Annotated in this window: 27 protein-coding genes and 1 other annotated feature; of the genes, 7 read left to right on the top strand and 20 right to left on the bottom strand. The window is 33.6% G+C overall.

Annotated features, from left to right (window positions below; all coding sequences use genetic code 11):
* Positions 1-409 precede the first annotated feature (409 nt).
* A complete protein-coding gene (locus RAH41_RS08840; RefSeq protein WP_331221922.1) occupies positions 410-1288 on the top strand; it encodes a DMT family transporter in 879 nt (292 codons plus the stop codon).
* Between the two features lie 223 nt (positions 1289-1511).
* Positions 1512-2519 carry a serine hydrolase domain-containing protein gene (locus RAH41_RS08835; protein WP_331221921.1) on the top strand — a complete coding sequence of 336 codons (1008 nt, stop codon included), beginning with the start codon at positions 1512-1514 and terminating at the stop codon, positions 2517-2519.
* 138 nt (positions 2520-2657) lie between these two features.
* On the opposite strand, the gene nfsA is transcribed toward RAH41_RS08835, so the two are convergent.
* From nfsA to asnS, 14 genes are all read right to left on the bottom strand, one after another.
* Positions 2658-3407 carry an oxygen-insensitive NADPH nitroreductase gene (gene nfsA, locus RAH41_RS08830; RefSeq protein WP_331221919.1) on the bottom strand — a complete coding sequence of 250 codons (750 nt, stop codon included), beginning with the start codon at positions 3405-3407 and terminating at the stop codon, positions 2658-2660.
* 279 nt (positions 3408-3686) lie between these two features.
* A complete protein-coding gene (locus RAH41_RS08825) occupies positions 3687-3869 on the bottom strand; it encodes a 2-hydroxymuconate tautomerase family protein (protein ID WP_331221918.1) in 183 nt (60 codons plus the stop codon).
* A 6-nt stretch (positions 3870-3875) separates the two neighbouring features.
* On the bottom strand, positions 3876-4646 hold the full coding sequence (locus tag RAH41_RS08820; protein WP_331221917.1) for a 2-keto-4-pentenoate hydratase: 771 nt from the start codon (positions 4644-4646) through the stop codon (positions 3876-3878).
* 16 nt (positions 4647-4662) lie between these two features.
* Complete coding sequence (dmpG, locus tag RAH41_RS08815) at positions 4663-5682, bottom strand: 4-hydroxy-2-oxovalerate aldolase (protein WP_331221916.1); 1020 nt, start codon at positions 5680-5682, stop codon at positions 4663-4665.
* Positions 5683-5712: 30 nt separating this feature from the next.
* Positions 5713-6594 (bottom strand): acetaldehyde dehydrogenase (acetylating), encoded by an 882-nt coding sequence (locus tag RAH41_RS08810; protein WP_331221915.1) that lies wholly within the window; start codon positions 6592-6594, stop codon positions 5713-5715.
* Positions 6595-6606: 12 nt separating this feature from the next.
* Positions 6607-7383 (bottom strand): 2-keto-4-pentenoate hydratase, encoded by a 777-nt coding sequence (locus RAH41_RS08805; protein ID WP_419471581.1) that lies wholly within the window; start codon positions 7381-7383, stop codon positions 6607-6609.
* Between the two features lie 29 nt (positions 7384-7412).
* The gene (locus tag RAH41_RS08800) at positions 7413-8885 is read right to left on the bottom strand and encodes an aldehyde dehydrogenase (protein WP_331221912.1); all 1473 of its coding nucleotides are present in this window, start codon (positions 8883-8885) and stop codon (positions 7413-7415) included.
* Positions 8886-8942: 57 nt separating this feature from the next.
* A complete protein-coding gene (locus RAH41_RS08795) occupies positions 8943-9404 on the bottom strand; it encodes a RidA family protein (RefSeq protein WP_069033372.1) in 462 nt (153 codons plus the stop codon).
* Complete coding sequence (locus tag RAH41_RS08790; RefSeq protein ID WP_331221909.1) at positions 9373-10410, bottom strand: amidohydrolase family protein; 1038 nt, start codon at positions 10408-10410, stop codon at positions 9373-9375. Before RAH41_RS08790 ends, RAH41_RS08795 begins: the two co-directional genes overlap by 32 nt.
* A complete protein-coding gene (locus RAH41_RS08785) occupies positions 10395-10934 on the bottom strand; it encodes a 3-hydroxyanthranilate 3,4-dioxygenase (RefSeq protein ID WP_331221908.1) in 540 nt (179 codons plus the stop codon). The genes RAH41_RS08790 and RAH41_RS08785 overlap by 16 nt, the downstream gene beginning before the upstream one ends.
* A gap of 52 nt (positions 10935-10986) precedes the next feature.
* On the bottom strand, positions 10987-11733 hold the full coding sequence (locus RAH41_RS08780; protein ID WP_331221907.1) for an IclR family transcriptional regulator: 747 nt from the start codon (positions 11731-11733) through the stop codon (positions 10987-10989).
* Between the two features lie 59 nt (positions 11734-11792).
* Positions 11793-13292: a 4-hydroxyphenylacetate 3-hydroxylase family protein gene (locus RAH41_RS08775; RefSeq protein WP_331221906.1), complete on the bottom strand. Its 1500-nt coding sequence runs from the start codon at positions 13290-13292 to the stop codon at positions 11793-11795.
* Positions 13293-13557: 265 nt separating this feature from the next.
* Positions 13558-13812 carry a YqkE family protein gene (locus tag RAH41_RS08770; protein WP_056475570.1) on the bottom strand — a complete coding sequence of 85 codons (255 nt, stop codon included), beginning with the start codon at positions 13810-13812 and terminating at the stop codon, positions 13558-13560.
* A 184-nt stretch (positions 13813-13996) separates the two neighbouring features.
* Positions 13997-15388: an asparagine--tRNA ligase gene (gene asnS, locus RAH41_RS08765; RefSeq protein WP_331221905.1), complete on the bottom strand. Its 1392-nt coding sequence runs from the start codon at positions 15386-15388 to the stop codon at positions 13997-13999.
* 51 nt (positions 15389-15439) lie between these two features.
* Positions 15440-15677, bottom strand: a binding site (T-box leader).
* Between the two features lie 496 nt (positions 15678-16173).
* On the opposite strand from asnS, the gene RAH41_RS08760 reads away from it, so the two are divergent.
* Both RAH41_RS08760 and RAH41_RS08755 read left to right on the top strand, forming a co-directional pair.
* Positions 16174-16311: a zinc ribbon domain-containing protein gene (locus tag RAH41_RS08760; protein ID WP_331221903.1), complete on the top strand. Its 138-nt coding sequence runs from the start codon at positions 16174-16176 to the stop codon at positions 16309-16311.
* A 110-nt stretch (positions 16312-16421) separates the two neighbouring features.
* Complete coding sequence (locus RAH41_RS08755; protein WP_331221901.1) at positions 16422-17342, top strand: alpha/beta hydrolase; 921 nt, start codon at positions 16422-16424, stop codon at positions 17340-17342.
* Between the two features lie 38 nt (positions 17343-17380).
* On the opposite strand, the gene RAH41_RS08750 is transcribed toward RAH41_RS08755, so the two are convergent.
* Both RAH41_RS08750 and RAH41_RS08745 read right to left on the bottom strand, forming a co-directional pair.
* Positions 17381-18544 (bottom strand): iron-containing alcohol dehydrogenase, encoded by a 1164-nt coding sequence (locus RAH41_RS08750; RefSeq protein WP_331221900.1) that lies wholly within the window; start codon positions 18542-18544, stop codon positions 17381-17383.
* Positions 18545-18602: 58 nt separating this feature from the next.
* Positions 18603-19190: a GNAT family N-acetyltransferase gene (locus RAH41_RS08745; RefSeq protein ID WP_331221899.1), complete on the bottom strand. Its 588-nt coding sequence runs from the start codon at positions 19188-19190 to the stop codon at positions 18603-18605.
* Positions 19191-19387: 197 nt separating this feature from the next.
* Between RAH41_RS08745 and RAH41_RS08740 the strand changes: the two genes are divergently transcribed.
* From RAH41_RS08740 to RAH41_RS08730, 3 genes are all read left to right on the top strand, one after another.
* Positions 19388-19597 carry a CDGSH iron-sulfur domain-containing protein gene (locus tag RAH41_RS08740; RefSeq protein WP_331221898.1) on the top strand — a complete coding sequence of 70 codons (210 nt, stop codon included), beginning with the start codon at positions 19388-19390 and terminating at the stop codon, positions 19595-19597.
* Between the two features lie 146 nt (positions 19598-19743).
* A complete protein-coding gene (locus RAH41_RS08735) occupies positions 19744-20817 on the top strand; it encodes a processed acidic surface protein (RefSeq protein ID WP_331221897.1) in 1074 nt (357 codons plus the stop codon).
* Positions 20818-20820: 3 nt separating this feature from the next.
* Positions 20821-21441: a class D sortase gene (locus tag RAH41_RS08730; RefSeq protein WP_331221896.1), complete on the top strand. Its 621-nt coding sequence runs from the start codon at positions 20821-20823 to the stop codon at positions 21439-21441.
* Between the two features lie 63 nt (positions 21442-21504).
* Here RAH41_RS08730 and RAH41_RS08725 read toward each other — a convergent pair whose 3' ends face one another.
* The 4 genes from RAH41_RS08725 to RAH41_RS08710 all read right to left on the bottom strand — a co-directional run bounded on the left by RAH41_RS08725 (position 21505) and on the right by RAH41_RS08710 (position 24564).
* Positions 21505-22434 carry an aminoglycoside phosphotransferase family protein gene (locus RAH41_RS08725; protein ID WP_331221895.1) on the bottom strand — a complete coding sequence of 310 codons (930 nt, stop codon included), beginning with the start codon at positions 22432-22434 and terminating at the stop codon, positions 21505-21507.
* Between the two features lie 142 nt (positions 22435-22576).
* The gene (locus RAH41_RS08720) at positions 22577-23071 is read right to left on the bottom strand and encodes a DinB family protein (RefSeq protein WP_331221894.1); all 495 of its coding nucleotides are present in this window, start codon (positions 23069-23071) and stop codon (positions 22577-22579) included.
* A 179-nt stretch (positions 23072-23250) separates the two neighbouring features.
* Positions 23251-23697, bottom strand: coding sequence for a BclA C-terminal domain-containing protein (locus tag RAH41_RS08715; protein ID WP_331221892.1), 447 nt, complete (start codon positions 23695-23697; stop codon positions 23251-23253).
* A gap of 615 nt (positions 23698-24312) precedes the next feature.
* Positions 24313-24564, bottom strand: coding sequence for a DUF4279 domain-containing protein (locus RAH41_RS08710; RefSeq protein WP_419471580.1), 252 nt, complete (start codon positions 24562-24564; stop codon positions 24313-24315).
* Positions 24565-24768 lie beyond the last annotated feature (204 nt).

The raw sequence follows: 24768 nt of genomic DNA, 5'->3' as shown, positions 1-24768 counted from the left end.
CAAAAAGACTATATCCAAGACTGTGAAGTACATCACACAAATTGGCTCTTAAAATTAAAATGATATTCGTAAAATGCCGGGTTAATTTGTTAGCTGATCGATTAAGAACAGAAGTACTTGCAAAATTCCGATTGAGGAAGATATCGATTCATTTAGATGTTAAGGATTGAACTATATTAAAATAGCGACTTCAATTAGCAGAAGTCGCTATTCTATAATGAACTAATCAATATTCTTTGCTACAATTAAAAACAAATATCGTAGTTTGAGGTGAATTAATATGTATTGGACTCCATTATTTGAAAATGATGTACCAGTAGCACGCTTCTGCTCTTAATGGAGTGATTGAAGGTGACTACATCTCTCCGTTAGGGCAATTTGACCCAATTAAAAGACGGAGGATTTTAAAATGAAAAATACCTTATTAGGTTCCTTATATTTAACCCTAGCTTCCAGTATCTGGGGTGGTATGTACGTTGTTGTGAAAATTGTAGTATCGGTCATACCCCCATTAGAACTTGTGTGGATGCGATATTTAGTGGCAATTGTTGCACTTCTCGTTATCGGCTTCATTACACGTCAAAATTTGCGAATTGAGAAACGTTATTTCTTATTAATCGTAGCTATTGGGGTAATTGGAAATGCCATTTCAATTGTTGCTCAGGAAACTGGTACAATGTTATCTTCGGCTCAAATGGGAGCTATAATAACATCTTCAACACCAGCATTTATGGTTATTTTTGCTCACTTAATCCTTAAAGAACAGTTGACGTTAAGAAAGGGCGTTTCAGTTTGTTTAGCCACAATTGGGGTCATTCTTATTGTTGGAATTGGTGATGTGAATACGTCCAGTTTACTTGGAGGTATTTCACTACTTATAGCTGCTTTAACTTGGGCACTTATGTCTGTGCTTGTAAAGCGTTTGCCAAATGATTATTCACAAATTGTGGTTACCACTTATTCCATACTAGTGGCCCTAATCACGTTAACTCCATTCGTTTTGCCAAGACTAAACGAAATAAATATCTCTCAACTGACTCACCCTACAATTTGGGGAGGACTCTTGTATTTAGGAATTGTTTCAACAGCAGGTGGGTTTCTACTTTGGAATCGTGGATTACAAATGCTTAACGCTTCAAGTGGTGGTTTGTTTTTCTTCTTTCAACCAGTGGTTGGCACATTACTTGGATGGCTTATTCTAGGAGAAAACATTAATGTAACGTTTTGGATCGGCTCTATCTTAATTCTCACAGGTGTTTTATTCGTAATCAAAGAGAAAAAATTGTAAAAAAAAATCCCCTTCAGACTGAAGGGGATTTACTAATCTAATAGTACTACTATTAATAAATAATGATTCTTAACTTATTGAACTAACGCATGCTTTAGTTTAACAATGATCGACTGCTTTTTGCGGTCGTTTTTATTTGACTAAATAACAAGGTTAGTTGAACAAGGAAATCCTAGTTTGACGTTGAATTTATAGAAATAAAAGTAACTTAGGAGAATAAAAAATGTGTGATAAATTCAAGAAAATAATAGATTGGGTCGAGAATATAAAAGTAAGAAATCAAAGTTCGGCTTCAGCTTTAATAATTATGAAAGATAATAATATCGTACTTGAAAATTATAATGGGTTTCACAGTAATACAGATCTTTCTACACCAATATCCGCAACATCTCAGTTTAATGTTGCTTCTGCAAGAAAAAGCTATTTAGGATTAGCAGTTGCATTTGCGCTATACGAAGGTAAAATTAAAAACCTTGATGATTTTGCTATTGAATATTTTGATGATTTTGATGAAGAATTACTAGGAAAAACAACTATTAGACATTTAGTTACACATTCACATGGTTTAAGTGAGACTGATGAAGGTAATATTTTTAGAGAATTTGAACCAGGTCAAGGGTGGGCTTATAGAGGAATTAACGTATTAATGATGACAAATTTAATAAAAAAGCTTTATGGGAAAAGCTTTCCAGAATTATTAAAAGAAAGAGTCTTTACACCACTAGGATTTAAGGAAACAAGTTGGGAAACAAGAGGAAATAAGAATTTAGTAAAAGTAATTGATAATCCTAACAAAGAAGCTATATTTAAATTAGGAGATTCAGAGGATGGTTCCGAGTCTAACCTTCATGTTTCCACTAGGGAATTTACATTCTGGGGTAATCTTCATTTAAACAAAGGAAAAATAAATGGAAAGCAAATAGTCCCTACAGAAGTTATTGAAATAGCTACTCAAGTTCAAAATCTTAATTATAAAAATCAAGATTCACCTCAAAATGGGTTGTTTTGGTATGTTCAAGATACATCAAGCAAAAAAAGCGAGATTGGTGATAGAGTACCACTAGGATCTTATCAAATTTTAGGTATAACAGGTCCAACTGTTCTAGTAATTCCTAAATATAATGTGGTTGTTGCTAAAATGTATAACAAAAGATATAACTATGGTGGAGATAATTACCTCTATTATTTAAGGGAATTTAGTAATTTGGTAGCTGATGCAATTGCGGAATAGTACAAAATTAAGAACTAGCTCATGTATTTGTACAAGATGAACAAAAATCCTTCCATAATGAAAGGATTTTTTTAAGTTACTTTAATCGATTAAAGTCATATTTCTTAAAGAACTTGACTGCCAAATCGGCAGTCTTCTCTAGTTGAGATCCAGTTTATTTTTTTGAACAAAGTCTTTCATATACACTCTTTTTTGTCTTTCAAGCATAACTGCCATTTGTTCTGTCCATCTGTCTTTTCTTTTGCCACCGGTTCTTTGTTCATAATAACTTGAAACTACTTCATCGAACTCTTTTAATTGCTTTACATAGACCTCTTTATCTTGCTGATATTCGTTCTCATGGTAAATATGTTCGTACGGTAATCTCGGTTTACGGTCTGTAATCTTTTTCGGATATCCCACTGCAATTCCAAACAAAGGTAAAACTCGCTCAGGCGTTTTTAACAATTTTTTCACTTCTTCAAGATTATTTCGGATTCCACCAATATAACAAATTCCAAGCCCCATGGATTCTGCTGCAATTACAGCATTTTGTGCGGCTAAAGATGCATCGATCAATGCAACCATAAAACTTTCAGTGCTTTCTATTGATGGAAGGACACTTTTCATTTCATTTTCTCCTATAACGGAATGGCGGTAGAGATCAGCGCAAAATACAAAAAAGTGACCATTTTGCTCAACATACTCCTGGTTTCCAGCTAGCTCGGCTAACTTTTTCTTACGGAGTTTATCTTTTACACCGATGATTGAGTATGCCTGCATATAACTAGAAGTCGCGGCTGATTGAGCACAGGAAACAATCGTTTTTATTTGTTCATCCGATAGAGACTTATCCTCAAAATCACGGATCGAACGGTGTTCAATTATAGTCGATATTACATCATTCATGGAATAATACATCCTTTCTGATTTGCAATGTATTTTAAGAATTTATGTATTCTTGTTCGTTTATGCAAAGACACCTTTTACTGTGACTAATTAAGAATAAAACAGTAATTAGTAAAACTCTACCTCAAACTTTAATAATTATCATAATTAATCTGTCCCAAACAACATGTTTTAATAATTGATTGGTACTCAATTGAAAGATTGTAAAGAAATGTATTTACACCAAAAATAAAAAACTAATCTCTACAAGAAAAAAGCCCCTATAAAATAGGGACTTTCTTACTCATCCTTTGCAACTCCACCAACGGACCAATTTGCTTTTTCGAATTCATTTATTAAAATTCTTACCTGCCCTGGCTGAACATCCAATGTACGACAAACTACTTCATTTATTTCTCTCATTAATTGTTTTTTTAAATCTGGACTTCTACCTTCAATCAGTTGTATTTGGATGATTGGCATAATGTACTACCTCGTTACTTGTAGTGACATTGTCTCAATTCCGTCAAAACGCGCTTCAACAATATCGCCCTCTTCAACATGGATCGCTTCTGTAATACCACCCGTTAAGACAATCATCCCAGGATCGATTTGTTCACCGTTTTTACTTAACATTTGAACTAACTTTACGACAGATTCCACAGGATGATCTAGTACATCGGAGCTGACACCACTTTGTACTTTTACACCATTTTTATATAATTCAACATTAATTTCATCCCATGAAGTATATGTAGGTGAATATTGTTGTTTACCAATGATAAATTTTGATGAAGATGCATTATCTGCTACAACATCTGTCAGTGTAAATGAGAAATTTTTATAGCGACTATCAATTACTTCTAATGCAGGTACAATATACTCGGTTGCTTTCCATACATCTTTTGCTGTTACATCATGTCCAAATAATGGCTTGTTAATCATAAATGCGATTTCTGGCTCAACCCTAGGATGGATTGAACCTTCCATCTTTAATTTATTTTCTTCTAATTCCATCGATTTTGTTAATCGTCCATAAATCGGCTCTTCAACATTTACAGATTTTTGTTTAGCAATACTTGTTAATCCCATTTTCCAACCAATTAATGGATCGCCATTTTTAATGGCATTTTCAATACTTAATTTTTGAATTTCATAAGCATTATTAACGTTTAATTCTGGGTGATCAATCGTAATTTTATCCATTTCTAGACCGTTTTTTTGGTGCAGATATATTTTATTCGCGATTTCAGTAATCATATTACTCGTCTCCTCTTTAAAAAACAGATAATTTTTTATTTGCTAACATACAAGCAACTTCTTGAATCATATCCTCTTGCCCACCGACTACTTTTTGTTTTCCTAATTCAATTAAGATATCTCTTGCATCAACATTCCATTTTTTAGCTGCTCGATTGGCATGTAATAGAAAACTAGAATACACTCCTGCATAGCCTAAAATTAGACTACCTTTTGTAATCTCTTGTGGTGTTTGAAGGATTGGTGCTACGATTTCCTCTGCCAAGTCCATCATCTTATAGAAATCAATTCCTGTCTTGATTCCTAATCGCTCTAATACACCAATTAACACTTCAGTTTGTGTATTACCCGCACCTGCACCTAAGCAGCGTACACTTCCATCAATTCTAGTAGCTCCTTCTTCAATTGCTACTAATGTATTTGCCATTGCTAGAGAAAGATTATTATGCGCATGGAATCCAACTTCAATAGCAAGAGACCCGCGTAAAGCAGCAATACGTTCTTTTACTTCATGTGGAAGAAACGCTCCTGCTGAGTCAACCATATATACGACATCCGCACCATAGCTTTCCATTAACTTGGCTTGTTCTACTAATTTTTCAACTGGTGCCATATGGGACATCATTAAAAATCCTACAGTTTCTAATCCAAGCTCTTTGGACTTTGAAATATGTTGTTTCGAAACATCAGCTTCAGTAACATGCGTAGCGATTCGAGCCATTTTTGCTCCGATTTTTGCTGCCGTTTTTAATTCTTTTACTGTTCCAATACCAGGTAATAGTAAGACAGCAATCTTTGAGTGATTACAAGAATTTACCGCTGCTTCGATTAATTCAAATTCATTTGTAGTTGATAAACCATATTGTAGTGAAGAACCACCTAAACCGTCCCCATGTGATACTTCAATATAAGGCATTTTTGCATCATCAAGAGCCTTCGCAATTCGAACGACTTGATCTATTGTATACGAATGAGCAATTGCATGGCTTCCATCTCGAAGTGCTACTTCAGTTACAATGACTTCTTTTCCAAACATTGCACTCCCTCACTTTCTTTAGGCACTTTTTTAAACAGTTTTTACAACTTCATATTGTGCAATCTCTTCCGCTACTTTTACTGCTGATGCAGTCATTATATCTAAGTTTCCGGCATAGCTAGGTAAGTAGTCCCCTGATCCTTGAACTTCTAAATAAACAGTTACAGTTGAACCATCTATGATTGGATCCATTCTTAAACGGTATCCTGGCACATACGCTTGAACCTTTTTGATCATTTGTTTAATGGAATGAATCATGCTTTCATGGTTGAACTCTTCATTCGTAACTTTACAATAAACTGTATCTCTCATCATAATTGGTGGTTCTGCCGGGTTTAAAATAATAATTGCTTTTCCTTTTTTAGCTCCACCAATTTCTTCAAGTCCTCGAGCAGTTGTTACAGTAAACTCATCAATATTTGCACGCGTACCAGGACCGGCACTTCTTGAGCTAATTGTTGCAACAATTTCCGCGTACTCAACTTCTGCAATTTGGCCTACCGCATGAACGATTGGGATTGTTGCTTGCCCACCACATGTTATTAAATTGACATTGCTTTCATCTATATGTGAACCTAAATTTACTGGCGGTACGACAAATGGCCCAATTGCCGCTGGCGTTAAATCAATCACACGCTTCTTTAATTCACCAAGTACTTTTGCATGATGAAAATGAGCTTTTGCTGAAGTTGCATCAAACAGTAAATCAGCCAATTCTTTTCGTTCAATGAAGCCTTGAATACCATTATTGATTACTTCAATTCCTATTTCTTTTGCACGATTTAACCCATCAGATTCTGGATCAATTCCGATCATCGTTGTTAATTCTAGAAATGGATTATTCTGTAATTTCATCATTAAATCTGTTCCAATATTCCCTGAACCAATAATTCCGACTTTTAATTTATTCATAATTCACCTCGTTTATTTAAATGAAATCGAGACTTCACCTAATAATGGAAACTTCGCAGTAAAACAATCACCTGCATTTGCATTAATGGCAGCTGATAAAGCTCCTGATAAAATAATTTCTCCTGCATTTAGTGAGATTCCAAACTCACTTAATTTATTTGCTAACCATGCTACACAATGAATTGGATTTCCTAATACTGCCTCTCCCTTACCTGAATTCATCAATTCTTCGTTACGATATAATTCCATCGTAATATTCGGTAAGTCAATTTCCTTTACATCGAAACGCTCATTGCCTAGAACAAATAAGCATGATGATGCGTTATCGGCAACTGTATCTTCTAATCGAATTTTCCAATTTTCGATTCTACTATCAACTACCTCTATTGCAGGCACAATATAGTCTGTTGCATTAATTACATCCTCAAATGTAATATTTGGCCCGATTAAATCCTTTTTTAAGACAAATGCAATTTCAGCTTCTACTTTTGGTAAAATCATATTTCCAACTTGTACTTCACCGAAATTAGGTATATTCATATCAGTTAGTAAGTGACCGTAATCAGGTTCATCTACTCCTAATAACTCCTGCATGGCAATCGAAGTTAATCCAATTTTTTTCCCGATAATTTTCTGCCCTTTTTTCAATTTTTCTTCAATATTTGTTAATTGAATTTGATAGGCTTCTCTTTCAGTTAATCCGGGAAAAATCTCAGTTAAAGCTTTTATACTAACACCACTCTGTTCTGCTTCTTGTAGCAGAAGCGTCAGCTCGTCAACACTAGTAATCTTCACTTTCTTTTGCCCCCTTTTTATTCTTATAATTTAATCGTGATATTCGATAATTCACTATAGAACTCAAAGCTATGAATTCCACCTTCACGACCTAAACCGCTTTGCTTCATACCTCCAAATGGTGTACGTAAATCTCTTAAATACCAAGTGTTTACCCAAATTATTCCTGCTTCAATTTGATGAGCAACACGGTGGGCTCTGCGTAAATCATTTGTCCATATTGTTGCGCCTAGACCATAATGAGTGTCATTTGCCCATTCAATTACTTCGTCTTCAAAATCAAACGGCATAACTGTTACGACTGGACCAAATATTTCCTCTCTTACACATCTAGAGTCACGGTTTAATCCAGTAATAATTGTCGGTAAGATAAAGCATCCTTTTTCAATTGAAGCAGGTCTGCTACCACCAGTTAAAATCGTTCCGCCTTCTTCTTTTGCAATCTCGATATAAGATAATACTTTTTCATAATGTTCTTTACTAATAACCGCACCGACATTTGTTCCTTCTTCAAACGGATCGCCAATTTTTAATTCCTTTGTTTTTGCGACAAATTTATCAATAAATTCATCAAAGATTGACCTCTGAACATAAATTCGAGATCCACATAAACAAACTTCTCCCTGATTCATAAAAGATGATTTTAAAGTTGTTTCAATCACTTCGTCTAAATCAGAATCAGCAAAGATAATGTTTGGATTTTTTCCACCAAGCTCAAACGATAATTTTTTTAACGTTGGAGCTGCCGCCTTCATAATTGCTGAACCTGTTTTTGTTTCACCAGTAAACGTGATAGCATCAACATCGCGGTGCTCTGTTAAAGCTGAACCTGCCGCATTTGCTCCAAATCCATGTACAACATTCACTACCCCGTCAGGTACGCCTGCATCTTTACAAATTTCAGCTAAAACTGTTGCTGTCATTGGTGTCCATTCTGCTGGCTTCATAACTGCTGTATTTCCGGCAGCTAAGCAAGGTGCAAGCTTCCATGTCAATAATAATAAAGGTAGATTCCATGGGTTAATCATTCCGACTACACCAACTGGCCTACGATATGTATAATGTAAGGCAGTTTGATCTTGCATATGAGATTCAGAGCTTAAAGTTGTAATATAGTCAGCGAAAAAATAAAAATTATGAGCCGATCTAGTAATATCAACTTCTAAAGCAAGATCATATGGCTTTCCAGTGTCCATTGCCTCTAACGCTGCTAATTCTTCTTTTCGAGCTAATATTCCGTCGCCGATTTTTCTTAAAACTGCCGCTCTTTGATTGCTAGTAAATTGTTTCCACTCACCTTTTAATGCTCGTTTTGCTGCTTTTACTGCTAAATCAATTTCTAACTCGCTACCTTCAGAAACAGAACCTAATACTTCTTCAGTCGCAGGATTAATATTTAAAAAGGTTTTTTGATTAAAAGATGGAATCGATTGTCCATCAATAAAATGCTTACAATCGATTGGTAATATTTTATTTTTCTTCTCTGTAACTTGCATAATAGGCACCTACCATTCTAATAGAATAAAAGGTGACACAAGTGCCACCAATTTTTTTCAATCCTCTATTTCTACAACCATTTCAATTTCGATCGCTGTATTATGTGGAAGCTGTGCCATCCCAACAGCTGACCTAGCATGTTTTCCTCTTTCACCAAACACTTCTACTAAAAGATCAGAAGCTCCATTCATCACTTTCGGATGATCATAGAAATCTTCTGTACTATTTACGAAACCTAATATCTTTACAATTCGTTTTACTTTTGAAAGTTCACCTAATTCATACTTTAATACACTAATTAAATTTAACATTGACTCTCTGGAAGCTGCATAGCCTTCCTCTAGCGTCAACTCTCGTCCAACTTTTCCATGGTATTCATCTACACCTTGACCAGATGTAAATAATAGATTACCTGTACGAACAGACTTTACATAATTACCTGAAGCCGGTCTTATTGGTTTAAGTGCATAACCTAAACTTATTAATCTATCTTCTGGAGTCAATACTTTGTTTTCCATGAAGTAAATCTGCCTCCTTAATATTTAAAAATTTCAGGGCATTTTTTCCTAAAATCGCTTCTTTCATTTCTTTATTAATATCCATTTGATTAATCACTCTTCCAGGTGGCGTTTCTCTTAATAAGAAAGGATAATCCGAGCCCATCACAATTTTGTCATAACCAAATCGGTTAATTAAAAATTGAATATTAATCGGATCGTAGTGAAGAGAATCAAAATAGAAATTACTTACATAATGACTTGGTGGATAGGCAGTTTTGCGCAAATGAGGCCATACTTTCCATCCTTGATCTAATCTAGGTAGAATAAATGGAAATGAACCTCCGCCATGTGCAAAACAAATCTTTAATTTTGGATATTTTTCAATCACTCCACCAAATGTTAAGCTTGCAGCAGCCAAAGCTGTTTCACTCGGCATTCCAACCGTGTACATAAAGTTATGATCGGGTGTACGATCCTTCGCTAATGTTTCCCATGGATGAATAAACAATGGGACATTCCATTTTTCAGCCATTTCAAAAAATGGACTAAACTCGTCACTGTCTAAATTTGTTCCATTTACATTTGTACCAATTTCCAGTCCATTTAATCCAAGTGTATGAATACAGCGATCCATTTCTTGAATAGCTATTTCAGCGTTTTGCATTGGTACAGTCCCTAATCCAATAAACTTTGAAGGATTCTTTTTAACGGTATTTGCAATGAAATCATTTTGAATTTGAGCCATTTCCAATGCAGCTAGAGCTGGTGCCCAATACGAAAATGTAACGGGAATTGGCGAGAGCACTTGCATTGTCACATCTTCGTTATTCATGTCCTCAATTCTCTTTTCAGGACTCCAAACCTGATCAGTTACTTCCCTAAATACTTTTCCAGCAACCATAATATTGGCACCGCATGAACATGTCGGTTGTAAAATAGGCCATCTTTCATGACCGTATTTTTCAAAAAAATTCGGTAAATCTTCAGGAATTATGTGTGTATGAAAGTCTATACGCATACCCATTCGTCCGCTTCCTCTTTCATGACATGACCACAGTTTTTACATGTTCTTAATTCAAGGCTAGCATTGAACTGTTCAATTGCTTCTTTTACTTGCGTACCAATATCTGTTAATTGAACTGTCGTTTTATGCATTTCTTCATTACACTCATCACAAAACCAAACAAAGCTTTCTAATTCACCTTCTGCTCTTTTTCGTTCAAGCACAATTCCATATGAATCTTTTACTCTATGAGGTGAATGTGGAACAAAAGAAGGAAGCATAAAAATTTCTCCTTCAGAAACTGTTACAACTTCACGTTTACCATCCGGTGTAATACACTCAACATAGCAATTGCCTTTAATTTGATAGAAAAATTCATCTGCAGGATCGATATGGAAGTCTCTACGTTTATTTGGTCCTCCGATAATCATTGCAGCATACTCTGAATCTTCCCAAATAACTTTATTATTAACTGGTGGTTTTAATAGCTCTTTATTATCCTCAATCAATTTGAAAATATTAAAAACTCGACTTTTAAGATTCATCTCTAATCCTCCAATTAATTCATTTTTATTTAAACTTAAGTAAGCGCTATCATTATGCATTAATATAACCAAGCTGATTTGAGACTGTTTTAGCAGTTTTCACAACATCCTGAATCATTCGACCAATGTCTTGGCTCATCATATATGAAACTGGTCCAACCATATTTAATGCTGCAAAAGTTTGACCAGTATATGTTTGAATTGGAGCTGCAATTCCAAATAATCCTAGATCATTTTCATTGTTGCTAATGCTATAGCCATTTTCTTTAATCGCAATCATTTCTTTTTTTAATGCATCAATCGTCGTAATTGTATTTGTTGTATAGGCTTTAAAGCCTCTTTCAATCGTTGTTTTTAAGTATGCTGGATTATATGATAGTAGAATTTTACCGGTACTCGTACAATATGCAGGTCGTTTATCACCTATAAATGTTGGGACAGGTATCGAATGTTTAGAGGAAACTTTTAAGACAAATCTTACGTCCCCTTTATCAAACATTCCGATATGAACGGTACTATCATAATTTTTCAGTAGATTTTCTAATAATGGAATGGCTTCACTATATATGTCTTGTTGATACATAACGTGATTACTCCATTCAAGCAACTTCCAACCAAGTCGATACTTTTTCTTACTATCCTGAATTAAAATCCCTTCAGCACAAAGAGTACGAACTAAATGATGGACCGAGCTTGCATTCATATTTAACTTTTCAGCTATATCTAAATTTCCTAGGACTGGTTCTTCCTCTGTAAAGCAATCTAATATTCTAGAAATCTTTTGAACTGAAGAGATCATTAGATCCACTCCTCTTTGATGCTAAAAAATTTCATAAAATCCCTGCTTTCTAAAATTAATCAGTTAACTTTAGAATTCGCTAGATTAGTCGATACTCCTTTTAAGTTTTTTGCTCCGTTTAATGCATCATCCACCATACTAAACGTTTTCTTACGCTTCATTTGGTTATAGTAAATTGCTCTTTTTCGAATTGGATCACCAGTATAATATCTTTCATATTGAAGTGCTCTTTGTCCAAAAGCTTCTCCACATAAATCCCATGCAAGTTTGAATAATTGAACTCGGTCTAACGAGGATACACCTTCACGTCCAACATAGTATTTATCCATCGCATCTCTTAGCTCAGGATGTTCAAAGTCTGCTTCTGTTGGCGACATTAATAAGCCACCTGCACCGATTGTTTGAATCACTTCAATTGCTCTTGGGTACATAGTTGGAAGCAAGCCACGAATCGTCTCAAGTGGTTCCCATGCCGGTCTTACTTCTCCTGAAGGTAGTGTTTCATACTCTATTTCGGAAACTCGAAGTAAAGCACGAACTGTTTCAACTGATTGAAGTAGTTCACCTAAGTCATTTTGGACATTTAAATAAACATCTACTCCAATTGAATCAGCTAACCTGCATGCTACCTCTACTGCAAAAGCTAATTTTACATAACCTCTTACGCCAGACTGGTGAGCAGGCTGTTGTGCAATACCTGTTTTTGGGTATAGATTATTTGCAGCTTCAACATTATTATGAATAAATACACGATTCCAAGGAACTAACACATCATCAAATACAAGAACAGCATCCATTTCTTCGAATCTAGATGCTAATGGATGATCAAAGAATGATCTTTTACCATCTTGCATTTGTTCTCTACATAAAATTTTTAATCCTGGCGTGTCAATCGGAAGTGCAAATGCTAAAGCATATCGCTCATCGCCTTCGTGGAACCCAGGGAAAGAATATATAATAACTTCATCTGTAATCGGTGCTAATGTTGCAAGCATTTTAGCTCCTCTAACGACTAATCCATCGACCGTTTCTTCAACAGCACCTAAATGAGTAAATAAATCTTTTTGTTCATAAGATGGCTTGCTGCGATCATTTTGTGGGTTGATAATTGCGTGCGTTAAGAAGATGTCGTTATCACGAACAAATTTGAAATAATTTTGGACATTTTTTGACCACTCTGGATTATATTTATCTAAAAACCATGAATTACTTGCCATTGAAGTTAAGACAATGTTCAAGAAATCTGGTGTTCTTCCCATTAAACCAAATGTTGACTTTGCATATGTTTCGAACAAATCTCCACGCTTTTTAATATCTTCAGATGATTTAGGCACTAAAAATGCATTAGAAATTCGCTCACCAGTTTCTTCACAAATATGTGTGATTTTGTCTTGATAAGCTGGATCGAACTGCATATCATATAATTTTGCAATCTCTAGAATCGGTTGTTTGAAAACAGGATGGTTTACGATATCTTCTACCTTTTCTCCACCTAGCCATACTTCTGGCTTTCTAGATCTTAGTCCATCGATATATTGCGCTCCTGTACGAATACCCATTAAATAATTCCTCCACTCCGATATGTAATTTTTTAACATTTGTTTTTTAAATCGAATTCGGAAAATTTTTAAAGCGCTTTCAAAAGAACAATTTCACTATCTTAAATTTTTCACACCACCTACTACCTTTTGTTAACTTAATTTCACTATAAAAATTTATAAAATTTAGAACAATCAAAAAATTTCATAATATGAAATTACTGATAAAAAAAAGATCGAATTAATGTTTTTGCACGTGCAAAAAAAATAAGACGCCATTTGCGTCTTATTTAAAGTCCTTCCAAGAGATATTACTCTCGTTTAGTAACTCTTCGAATGATTTATTTTTCTCGCGTAATCTTTTTTCTTCACGAATACGTGCTTCTTCTTCCTCTTTAAGTTTTGTTTCATTTTCTTGCAATTGTTTTTTTGTATTTTTTAATTTTTGAAGAATTTCTTCATTCATTAAGGATCCTAATGATATTTTTTCCTTCTGTTCATATGCCGGTTTTACAGGCTGCTGTGGTTTTCTTTTTTTCATTTTAATATCACCTTCCATTTCCATTATTTTATCATTAATTTATAGTAGAAAGAGAAGTATTTCATGTTTTTTTATATTATAAAACTACTATTTCTCTTTTTTCAAATACTAAAACTCAGATTCTTTTTATTCTTCCTAAAAAAAACAATAGGATGCCGCAGCATCCTATTGTTCATTTTTATATTTAAAAATCTGCATTTCCTGGTGTACGTGGGAATGGTATTACATCACGGATGTTTTTCATTCCTGTTAAATACATAACAAGTCGTTCAAATCCAATTCCATAACCAGAATGTTTTGTACCGCCGTATTTTCTAAGTTCCAAATACCACCAGTAATCTTCTTCATTCATACCAAGTTCTTTGATTCGCTCTACAAGGACGTCTTCTCTTTCTTCACGTTGACTTCCTCCGATTAATTCGCCAATACCAGGAACTAATAAGTCTGTCGCAGCTACTGTCTTGCCATCCTCATTCGCTCTCATATAAAATGCTTTAATTTCTTTCGGATAGTCAGTTACATATACAGGACGCTTGTAAATTTCCTCACTTAAGTAACGTTCATGTTCAGTTTGCAAATCTGTTCCCCATTCAACTGGGTAGTCAAACTTTTTACCAGAGTTCTGTAATAATTCAACAGCTTCAGTATAAGTAACTCTACCAAAGTCAGATTCTAATGCATTCTTTAATCTTTCAATAAGAGTTTTATCAATAAAGCTATTAAAGAAGTCCATTTCTTCAGGTGCATGTTCAAATACATAATTAATGACAAATTTAACCATGTCTTCACCAAGATCCATGATATCTGGTAGTTCTGCAAAAGCTACTTCCGGCTCAATCATCCAGAATTCTGCGGCATGTCGTGCAGTATTTGAATTTTCAGCTCTAAAAGTCGGACCAAATGTATACACATTACGGAAAGCAAGGGCATAAGCTTCACCATTTAATTGGCCACTTACAGTTAAGTTAGTTTCTTTGCCGAAGAAATCCGCGCCGTCATCCACTTTTCCGCCTTCAGCTTTTGGAAGTTGGTTCAAATCCATTGTTGTCACACGGAACATTTCTCCTGCGCCTTCTGTGTCACTTCCAGTAATAATCGGTGTATGTACATATACATATCCTTTTTCTTGGAAGAATTTATGAATGGCATATGATGCAAGTGATCTTACTCTGAAAACCGCTGAGTATGCATTCGTTCTTGGACGTAAATGTGCGATTGTTCTTAAATATTCAAGAGAATGTCTCTTTTTTTGTAATGGATAATCTGTATCTGATAATCCCTCAATCACAATTTTTGTAGCCTTAATTTCAAAAGGTTGTTTCATTTCCGGAGTTGGAATAAATTCACCTTCTACTAAAACAGTTGAGCTTATAGGTAACTTTGTAATTTCTTTGAAGTTCTCAAGATTGTCCTCAAAAACTACTTGTACACTCTTAAAGAATGTACCGTCGTTTAACTCCATAAAACCAATCGTTTTAGAATCGCGAAGAGTACGAATCCATCCTGAAATTTGAACAGTGTTGTCTTTAAATTTTTCTTGATTTCTGTATAAATCTTTTACTACAGTCTTTATCATAATTTGCCTCCTTATATTAATTTCCAATAAAAAAAGCCTTCTATCCCCTAAAAAAGGGACGAAAGGCTAACTTCCGCGGTACCACCCAAATTGTCATACTATGACCAACTTTAAGCTAAAGCTGCTTATTCCAGTTAATAACGTGCTGGTAACGTCTAAGCCTACTTAAGAGATCCCTTTCGGTTAGAACTCAAAGGTGTTCTTCATTTATGCTTCATCACTAGGCTTCCACCGTCCCTAGCTCGCTATCGAATATAGCAAAAACTACTTTCCTTTTCATCGATTTAAAATATGTAGTTTTTAAAGGAATTTTTCTTGTATAATTTATCATAAATCATAATCCCTTGTCTAGTTGTCCCCTAAAATATATTCATTTGAATCTCTACTTTTAAACATCTAAATGAATTGAATCTATTAGATATACAGCATATTCGAAGTAACACAGTTAGTAGAAGAATGACTGTCCAAATTATATTACTGTTCTATGTTTAGTTTTTTGTTTGTTACTTCTTCTCGCTTTTATACTACTTATGAACACCTCATGAGGAACCAAACTCCTTCTTTTTTCTCTTTTTACTTCCTCAAAGACATCTTCTAGATAATCCAACTCAATTACTCATGAATCTCGTTAAATCTTTGGAGGAGTATTTATGAACAGTAAGCGACAATGTTCAATTTTCAAAATTGTGATTTTTGATTTAATTGTCAAAATCCCTTTATTAAATTTTCTTTTTGCTATGATACACTTTACTAAAAAGGATTTTTTTTATGGCTAGGCAGAAGAATTGATAAAGGATAAATTTGTTTGTTCAAAATGTAAACATACACACGCTAAAACGAAAGAAGAATTATCAATGTCTGGTTCAGGTTTAAGTAAGGTAATAGATATTGATTATAATCATTTTTATTTGTTTCTTGTTTAAATTGCGGTTTTGCCTGAGTTTTATAATCCTTCAATTTTAGAAGGTAAAACTCGTAGTGAGTTAACTACAATTCTTGATATTCTTTTTGGATAGAGGGTGATGGTTCTATTATGATGATCTGGCTTGTTGTAGTTGTTTTTTTTCTCATTTATTTTATTGGAGTTGGTTACTATTTTACGCAGCAAGTTTTGTTTATGAAAACAAATTCACTTGAGTTTATTTATCAGCGCGAGTTGGAAAATTTCCGATTTGATGAAGGGTTGTATCGTTCTGTTCAAAAACAGCCCTTTTCTATTCAATCTCGTTATGGGTATGAATTAAAGGGATACTTGTTTGAGGCCTTTGATACAAATAATTGGGTCATTGTTACACATGGTGTAACGGTTAATAAGAATAATTCGATTAAATATGCTGAGCTATTTTTAAAACTTGGTTTTAATGTACTTACTTATGATCATAGGCGACATGGGGAGTCAGGCGGACATACAACTAGCTATGGATATTATGAGAAATATGACTTACAAACTGTGGTTCAATATTTAAAGGATTTAAAAGGTGAGATTGTTCTTGGCATTCATGGGGAATCAATGGGAGCTTGCACAATGTTACAATATGCTGGTTTTGTTGAGGATTCTGCTGCTTTCTATATTTCAGACTGCTCGTTCTCTACTTTCGAGGAACAGCTTACATATCGTTTGAAAATGGATTATAAACTTCCAAAATGGGCAATCCTTCCAGTTTCTAGTATTTGGTTAAAGCTTCGGAATGGATTTTTCATTAAAGATATTTCCCCATTACTGGCAACACATAATATTAAAAATCCCGTTCTATTTATTCATAGTAAACCTGACCCTTATATTCCATTTACACATACACTTAAATTATATGAAGCGAAAAATCAAAATAAGAGAGAGCTATTCATTGCTGAAAATGGTGCACACGCTATGAGTTTAAATGAAAACAAAGATGAATACTATTCAATTGTTTCTTCTTTTTTAAAGAATATTGGTGTTAACCATCATTCTATATAAAAACTGGACAGAGTTACTTCTCTGTCCAGTTTTTATTTTTAAAGAGCTGCCTCTAAAATTTTCAATGCATCTTCTTGATCTAATTTTTTGAAATTACCAAATGGTCCATACTTAACCGTTTTAGTAGCCATTTCAGGTAGTTGTTCTTTTGTAATATCGTACTCACTTAAACGACTTGGCGCACCGATTGAGTTCCAGAAAGTGCGTAAAGCTTTAATTCCAGCCAATGCCCATTCTTCTTTTGACATTGATTCTTGCTGAATATCAAATACTCTTTCTGCAAATTGACAGAAACGATCAACATTTTCGCTCATTACATATTCCATCCAATGAGGGAAAATAATTGCTAATCCTCCGCCGTGTGGAATATCTGTTACTGCAGAAACTGCATGCTCAATATTATGTGTAGCCCAATCACCTTGGACACCCATACTTAAGATTCCATTTAATGCCATCGTTCCACTATATAATAGCGTTTCACGCGCTTCATAATCATCCAATTTCTCTACTGCGATCGGAGCAGTTTCGATAACTGTTTTTAAAATACCTTCACAAAAACGATCTTGAATTTTTGTATTCGTTCCATGGTGGAAATATGACTCAATTACATGTGACATGATATCCACTGACCCATAAACTGTTTGATCACGAGGAACTGTAAACGTATTTTGAGGATCTAATATTGAAAACGTTGGGTAACTAAATTTACTTCCCCAACCTAATTTTTCATTTGTTTCCCAATTTGTAATAACTGAACCCGCGTTCATTTCTGAACCTGTTGCTGCAAGCGTTAATACGGTTCCAAATTTTAATGCATCTGTTGGGACTGCTTTACGTGTAATAATATCCCAAATCTCACCTTCAAATTTCGCTCCAACTGCAATAGCTTTTGTACAGTCGATTACAGAACCACCACCAACGGCTAAAACAAAATCAATATTTTCTTCTTTACAAATTTGTATACCTTTATGAACTGTTGATAACTTCGGATTTGGTTCAACTCCGCTTAGTTCATAAACAGTTTTATCAGTTTCTTCAAGAATACCTACTATTTGATCGTATAGGCCATTTCTTTTAATACTTCCACCACCATATACAATTAAAACATTCTTTCCAAAGCTAGCTGCCTTTTCTTTTAACTTTTGTACACTGTCTTTACCAAAAATTAATTCTGTTGGATTTGCGAATGTAAAAAAATTCATATGTATCCCTCCTATTGTTCAAACTTAATTTTAACTTAAACAATCGAAAGGATGCATCTTAAACGACTTTTGTTTCGAATATTTTTTCATTTATTGGGAACACTAAATAATCGTATGAATGATTCATAATATATCTAACTTTCTCATATTTAAATCCCACTTTTTCATATAATCGGCGAGCAGAAGGTTTATCTTGATCGACATTTAATGAAACGCGTGAAATCCCTTTGTTTTTGGCAAAAGTAAGTAATTCTTCTAATAATTCAGTTCCAATTCCTTTGCCTTGATATTCTGGATGCACTGACAATGTATCAATATAAAAATCTTCATCATCTGCTTCCTTATCAACTTTAACATTTTGGATATTTAAATTACGACTTATTATTTCAAGCATTTCACGATCAAGTACTGATAATTCCAAGGAATGGTAGGCTATAATCACTCCTACAACTTTTCCTTCAATTTCTTTCACTAAACAATTATGGTAACTTAGTCGATTTTGTTCAGATTGAACATAATATTCTAAAATTGGAGTTGCTTGTTCGTATGATGTTGTCCCTGTTAACATAAATACAATATCTTCAATCGCTTGTACAATTAGAGGGACAATTTGTTTGGTATCTTCTTTTTTTGCTATTCGAATCATGAATTGTCACTCCTTAATTTAAATTTTTATTAGTTTGTCTTTACTATTTTTTAAGATAAAAAAAAACAACCTTTCCATTTTATAATAAATCCAAGTTAATTTCATGTTAAAAATTAATGTTTTATTAAAATAAACCCATTTATTTTAACATAAATGTAATATATAATAACTTTAAGATGTGTAGGAGGAATTTTAATATGTCTGATGTTCAAATTAAGGTTTTAGATAATGGTCCTTTACGTGTCACTGGTACTGTTGAGTTAGTTGATGCTGAAGGGAATACATATCCGCAAAAAGCAGCTTTCTCATTATGTCGTTGCGGCCTGTCAAGTAAATTACCATATTGTGACGGTAGTCATAAAGGAAAATTCGAATCTGTCGTTCGAGCTCCTAAAGAAGCAGAATAATAATTTTATTTTTCTGGCGCCGATTATTGAGCAATTCAAATAATCGGCTTTCTTATGCCCTCATACCTTTATTACTTTTGAATCATTCATAAAACTGATCTAATCACATTTACATTTATGGAATGAACTATTAAGGGGGAAATAATATGAAAAAGGTATTAGCTTCAGTCGTTTTATCTGCAGCATTAGTAGTACCAGGCGTAACTGCATATGCAGCGCCAGATGCAAATGAGTTAAAAACTTATTTAGTTAGTATCGACCTAACTCAAAAACAATTAGAGGATTATTTAAATTCTTACTATGGTGAGTCGATCTCTGATTTCGATTCAGTTGATGAGTTAAAAGATACTTTAGGTGAAAGACTGACTCAAAAAACGTTAGACGATCTTCTAGATGAGTACGGTTACACTGAAGATGAAATTATCGATCTAGCAGTCTACTATGATGATATGGACAAAAATGCATCATTACTAGATACGTATTATTTTACTTCTGATATCGAAAACTTAATTTATTTAGATGAAGATGAGTCAGGTAGCGAAGATGAGTTCCCTTCAGTGGATGATATTTCTTCTGCTCTTTCAGAGTTCGGAATTACTGAAGCAGAGATTAATAATCTATCTGCATATATTGAAAAAGTTGTGAATGACGACCCTGCTGTTGAAGCAAAATTAGAAGCGTTAGGAGAACGTGCATCTGCTTTAGAAGAAAAATACCCTGAATTTTTCTCAATGGATACTGAGGCTACTCCAGAAGAATTACCAGATGGGTTAAAAGTAGAATTAATGAATATTGTAAAAGAGCTTCAATCTACTTTAAAAATTGATATTAAAGTTGCAATTGATCAAAACGGTGTTAAAACTCCTTTAACTTTTGCTAAATTACTTACAATGGATGATTCTATGGATTCTATGGAAAATGTAAAAGTATATTTAGAGATTTATGACAACGCTGGTAATCTATTATTAGACGCTGTATTTTCACCTGAGGAACTTATTGGTGATGACCAAATAGTAGATATCGTTAAAGATACTCAAAAAGCAATTAAGAACCCAAAACCAGCAATTAAGAAGAACTCAAAACCTACTGTTACTGTAAGAACAGAAAATGGCGGAAAACTTCCAACTACTGCAACTCATACAACTGAATGGACAATGGTTGGTGTGTTAATGATGTTAACTGCTGTTGTTCTACGTAAAAAGGTAATAGTTAAACGATAAGCTATGAATCGTAAACGAAAAGTTCTACTAATTTTTACAGCACTCCTTTTTATTGTTGGATTATTTTTTGCTACAACAAATGCTTATTCTTTAATTAAAACCTATGTACTGTATAAACAGTCAAAGGACGATTTCAAAAAAGAAATCAAAGCAGAAACAGCAACTAAATTGAAGCAAATAAAAAGAGATGAACCGCTATACAAGACTTATCCTAAATTTGGCGATGAAATGGGTTCATTAACAATTCCTAGAATTTCTGCAACTCTACCAATCTTCCACGGGACAGATGAAGATGAGCTTGCAAAAGGAATAGGTCATTATGCTAAATCTGTGATGCCAGGTGAAAGAGATAATAGTGTTCTTGCTGGACATCGAGATACTGTATTCCGTGAGCTTGGCAAAGTAAAGGTAGGCGATCCGTTAATTGTTAAAACTTCGGCTGGTACATTTACTTACAAAGTTCATAAGATTCGCATCGTTGATAAAGATGATCGCACTGTTATTATCCCAAAACCAAGACCAACTTTAACGGTAAGCACTTGTTATCCATTTAATTTTATTGGACATGCACCTCAGCGTTATATACTTGTAGCTGGTTTAGTTAAATCAGAAGTAAATAAATAAACAAAAAAAATGCTTACTATTTAATAGTGAGCATTTTTTTATTAGTAGTTTCATATTTTTTCATTAATTTTCTAATGCATCCCAAAACTTTTCGTTATTTAAATTGCGAACACTCCATTGGTAGTGTCCATCACTGCAAGTTTCCGAAAAGAAATTTGCCGAATAGATACTATAAAAAAGAACGTACAAATGGATTGTACTTCTAACTTCTTCGCCTAATCGATTAACTACTTTATTTATATATTTTTCTAGCTTTGTTTCACCCAATTCATCATATAAATCAAATAAAATCCAACTTAATGCAACATCAAATAACGGGTCCCCATATAACGTCATTAATCCGAAATCAATTACCCCATTAATTTGTCTCTCTGCATTTACTAATAGATTTGATGGATAATAATCACCATGTACTAATGCATATTCCCCTTCATATCCAACTGAAAATGCATCCATTAATCGTTTTAATTTCACTTCATAATCTAATACATCTCTTTTTAAATACCGTTTTACTTCTGTATTCTTTCTTAGCAACGATTGTTTTAAAAAATCGTTCCAATCCTTCGAAGAAATTTCATCATAATCACTTAATAATTTAATGCTTTTAAATGGTTTTACTAATTTAATATTTTGAATACTTAATATTGTAGATAGATAGTTTTCAAAGAAAGAATCTAATACTTGCTCATCATAATTTGATAAATCCTTTTGAATATTCCTGCCTTCTATTCGTTTTTCAATTGTTAAAACAACGTCTTTTTCTTTTATAATCTCGTGAATTTCTGGTAATTCAAAATTTGCATCACTTGAATTCATTGATTCATAAAATTGCTTTAATATTTCTAGCTTTGGATATGCGGTTGGTTTATATAATTTTATGACTCTCATTTGATCATAAGAGTAAACTTCCGCTTCTTGTCCCTTTCCTAAAAAATTTGCTTCACTAATTTGGTACTTAGCCAAAATGTAATCCCTAACATTTTGTGTTATCATCTTTTGTTCCCCATTTTCCCTTAATTATCTTTTTTCAATTCTATTTCCATCTTTTTCTACTTCTTCCAAAATAGCCTACTATTCCTTACACGGCAATATAATTTATTTAATGATTACTCTGTTTATGATCCGTATTAGCTTTCTACTCTTCTTTTGATACCCATGAACCTAGTGATTTTCGTATGTAGAGTATTTGCCCAATATGATAAGCATTATGCGTACATAGATTAGATAACGCTCTCCACCAGACTGCATCTACTGGAAAATTTGGAATTTGTTCATAAAGTCTAGATTCATCTACTTCTTTTATAGCTTGTTGCCAATTCGCTAAATTCTCATCTAACCGGTTAACAAGCGCCTGCCAATCCTCTTTTGTTAAATTCTCCATCTCCCGAAAAGTTGAAGCATTACTTTCAATTACTTCAGTTGGTATTTCTCCTTTAAACCTTCTCAACCATCGTTCATTATAGAAATACAGATGGTATACAATTTCACCAATCGTATGAGTAAAATCATTTTGTCTCCAACTTATATCCTCTAAACTTAAATTCTCCAATGCAACACTTAGAGGTTGAATCCAACTTTCAACATTTCGGCAAACTTCTAATTGATCCAATAGAAATTCTTTTTTACTCATAGATCATTCTCCCTTATTAATTTTATACTTTACGATATGTACTTTCGTGGTTATTACTAGATTCACCTTTATTACTTTATGATTTTAACCTATAAAAAAAATACACTACTTCTTAAAAAGCAGTGCATTCTTGTAACGGAATAAGGAATCTTTTCGAGGAGTAACGATTAAAACTTGTACTAATGAACTCTGAATAAATTAATTGTAGCTCCAGCGCCTTGTAACAGCTTAACATCTCCAACAAAGTCAAACAGTTGAAGCGAAATTGTATCTCCAGCATCTAATGGTAAGATCATTTGGCTACCGTAAATGGATCTATTCACTTCATTTACGATTGCTGATGCATTTATAGGTCTACCATTTACTAATAGTCTTGTAGATACGTCTAATAGTGCATTTAAATTCACTGTGTAAGTAATAAAATAATTACCCGGTACCTCAACTGTTAATCGATCATTTGCTTGATCAATTGTAATTCCTTCACCTAAATACTGAAATGATGGGAAAGTTACAATTGTACCTTCTTTTGTTACGGAAACTGTTCCACCACTATTCGTAACAAATGCAAAACTTTCGCCAGGAGGTATTGGTGGAAAATGATGTCTTGGCGGTCTTGGATATCTCATACTATCACCCTTTCTTATTATTAGACATAAATCCTCTTAGGAGTAACATATGAAAGGCTTGTCTATAATTCTTGATATAGTTTATTAATATGAAAGTTTTTTCATTTCGTTACAGCATGTCCACTAGTTTTTTATTTTTTATTAAAAAAACTTAGTCACAATCGGACTAAGTTCTTTAAAATCATATTGTATTGTGCGAAAGTCTATGACCTCTCTAGTACATTTACAATCCGGTTTAGTAGTTCATTTTGCTTCTTTAGTTCCTCGTTACGGATTTTAAATAATTTATAGAAGTAGGAGATTACTACTATAAGACATACAGGAATTGCTATGTAAAAAAGCATCATAATGATTGGAATTATACTCAAGGTTGCATCCATTTTAACTTCCCACATCCTTTATAGTTTATATTTAGATTATGTTAGTCCACACAATCTTTATGTCTATAAAATAGGTGGAAGGAAACATTTGAATTGAATGCCATTACTATTTGACCTAACTCAAATTAAAACAAATGGATTAAAACTAAAAAAGAGTTGCCAAAAGCAACTCTTTTTGTACAACTATCTCAGAGCGTTAGTTGCATAAGAAAATGCATTTTAACCATCAAAATTTTCATTGTATGGGTTTCGTGTACAAATCAATATCAATTTCAGCTTTTACACTATTTGCGAATTCAATTTGTTCATTATTAAGATGCAAGCCTGGAGTGTATCCATTTTCCATAATTATTACTATTGAAAAACAACAATCAAGTTCATATTTTGTTTTTAAATTATTTATTATTGATGATTTATTTTTTAATAACTGTAAAATCTGATCAAATTGTTCCTTTACATCAAAGGACTCTTGGTAGCCAGTACTAATTTCCCAGGCTGATTCTTTTCGAAATTTTGTTTTTGTTGAATCAACATTGGTATTTCTCCAAATAAACTAAAATAAACCATAACTTGTGTTTTGTCCAATTCGAATTTAACCTCTCAAGTCTCAAAATTCATCTGTTTATTATACCATCCTTATGCAGCTATCCTGGCATTTAGCTAGATAAGATAAATCGACTTAAATCAGCAA

It is taken from the genome of Gottfriedia acidiceleris, assembly GCF_036421055.1.
Taxonomy (GTDB): Bacteria; Bacillota; Bacilli; order Bacillales; family Bacillaceae_G; genus Gottfriedia; species Gottfriedia acidiceleris_C.
This window is presented reverse-complemented; position numbering and strand designations above follow the sequence as displayed.

What these genes read in the sequence shown, in the direction of transcription:
- RAH41_RS08750 (WP_331221900.1), bottom strand. Translation starts at nt 18,544, where the DNA reads ATGAATTTTTTTACATTCGCAAATCCAACAGAATTAATTTTTGGTAAA.
- RAH41_RS08840 (WP_331221922.1), top strand. Translation starts at nt 410, where the DNA reads ATGAAAAATACCTTATTAGGTTCCTTATATTTAACCCTAGCTTCCAGT.
- RAH41_RS08810 (WP_331221915.1), bottom strand. Translation starts at nt 6,594, where the DNA reads ATGAATAAATTAAAAGTCGGAATTATTGGTTCAGGGAATATTGGAACA.
- dmpG (WP_331221916.1), bottom strand. Translation starts at nt 5,682, where the DNA reads ATGTTTGGAAAAGAAGTCATTGTAACTGAAGTAGCACTTCGAGATGGA.
- RAH41_RS08785 (WP_331221908.1), bottom strand. Translation starts at nt 10,934, where the DNA reads ATGAATCTTAAAAGTCGAGTTTTTAATATTTTCAAATTGATTGAGGAT.
- RAH41_RS08720 (WP_331221894.1), bottom strand. Translation starts at nt 23,071, where the DNA reads ATGAGTAAAAAAGAATTTCTATTGGATCAATTAGAAGTTTGCCGAAAT.
- RAH41_RS08790 (WP_331221909.1), bottom strand. Translation starts at nt 10,410, where the DNA reads ATGGGTATGCGTATAGACTTTCATACACACATAATTCCTGAAGATTTA.
- RAH41_RS08745 (WP_331221899.1), bottom strand. Translation starts at nt 19,190, where the DNA reads ATGATTCGAATAGCAAAAAAAGAAGATACCAAACAAATTGTCCCTCTA.
- RAH41_RS08715 (WP_331221892.1), bottom strand. Translation starts at nt 23,697, where the DNA reads ATGAGATATCCAAGACCGCCAAGACATCATTTTCCACCAATACCTCCT.
- RAH41_RS08740 (WP_331221898.1), top strand. Translation starts at nt 19,388, where the DNA reads ATGTCTGATGTTCAAATTAAGGTTTTAGATAATGGTCCTTTACGTGTC.
- asnS (WP_331221905.1), bottom strand. Translation starts at nt 15,388, where the DNA reads ATGATAAAGACTGTAGTAAAAGATTTATACAGAAATCAAGAAAAATTT.
- RAH41_RS08770 (WP_056475570.1), bottom strand. Translation starts at nt 13,812, where the DNA reads ATGAAAAAAAGAAAACCACAGCAGCCTGTAAAACCGGCATATGAACAG.
- RAH41_RS08725 (WP_331221895.1), bottom strand. Translation starts at nt 22,434, where the DNA reads ATGATAACACAAAATGTTAGGGATTACATTTTGGCTAAGTACCAAATT.
- RAH41_RS08835 (WP_331221921.1), top strand. Translation starts at nt 1,512, where the DNA reads ATGTGTGATAAATTCAAGAAAATAATAGATTGGGTCGAGAATATAAAA.
- RAH41_RS08735 (WP_331221897.1), top strand. Translation starts at nt 19,744, where the DNA reads ATGAAAAAGGTATTAGCTTCAGTCGTTTTATCTGCAGCATTAGTAGTA.
- RAH41_RS08825 (WP_331221918.1), bottom strand. Translation starts at nt 3,869, where the DNA reads ATGCCAATCATCCAAATACAACTGATTGAAGGTAGAAGTCCAGATTTA.
- RAH41_RS08820 (WP_331221917.1), bottom strand. Translation starts at nt 4,646, where the DNA reads ATGATTACTGAAATCGCGAATAAAATATATCTGCACCAAAAAAACGGT.
- RAH41_RS08730 (WP_331221896.1), top strand. Translation starts at nt 20,821, where the DNA reads ATGAATCGTAAACGAAAAGTTCTACTAATTTTTACAGCACTCCTTTTT.
- RAH41_RS08755 (WP_331221901.1), top strand. Translation starts at nt 16,422, where the DNA reads ATGATGATCTGGCTTGTTGTAGTTGTTTTTTTTCTCATTTATTTTATT.
- RAH41_RS08775 (WP_331221906.1), bottom strand. Translation starts at nt 13,292, where the DNA reads ATGGGTATTCGTACAGGAGCGCAATATATCGATGGACTAAGATCTAGA.
- RAH41_RS08780 (WP_331221907.1), bottom strand. Translation starts at nt 11,733, where the DNA reads ATGATCTCTTCAGTTCAAAAGATTTCTAGAATATTAGATTGCTTTACA.
- RAH41_RS08800 (WP_331221912.1), bottom strand. Translation starts at nt 8,885, where the DNA reads ATGCAAGTTACAGAGAAGAAAAATAAAATATTACCAATCGATTGTAAG.
- nfsA (WP_331221919.1), bottom strand. Translation starts at nt 3,407, where the DNA reads ATGAATGATGTAATATCGACTATAATTGAACACCGTTCGATCCGTGAT.
- RAH41_RS08795 (WP_069033372.1), bottom strand. Translation starts at nt 9,404, where the DNA reads ATGGAAAACAAAGTATTGACTCCAGAAGATAGATTAATAAGTTTAGGT.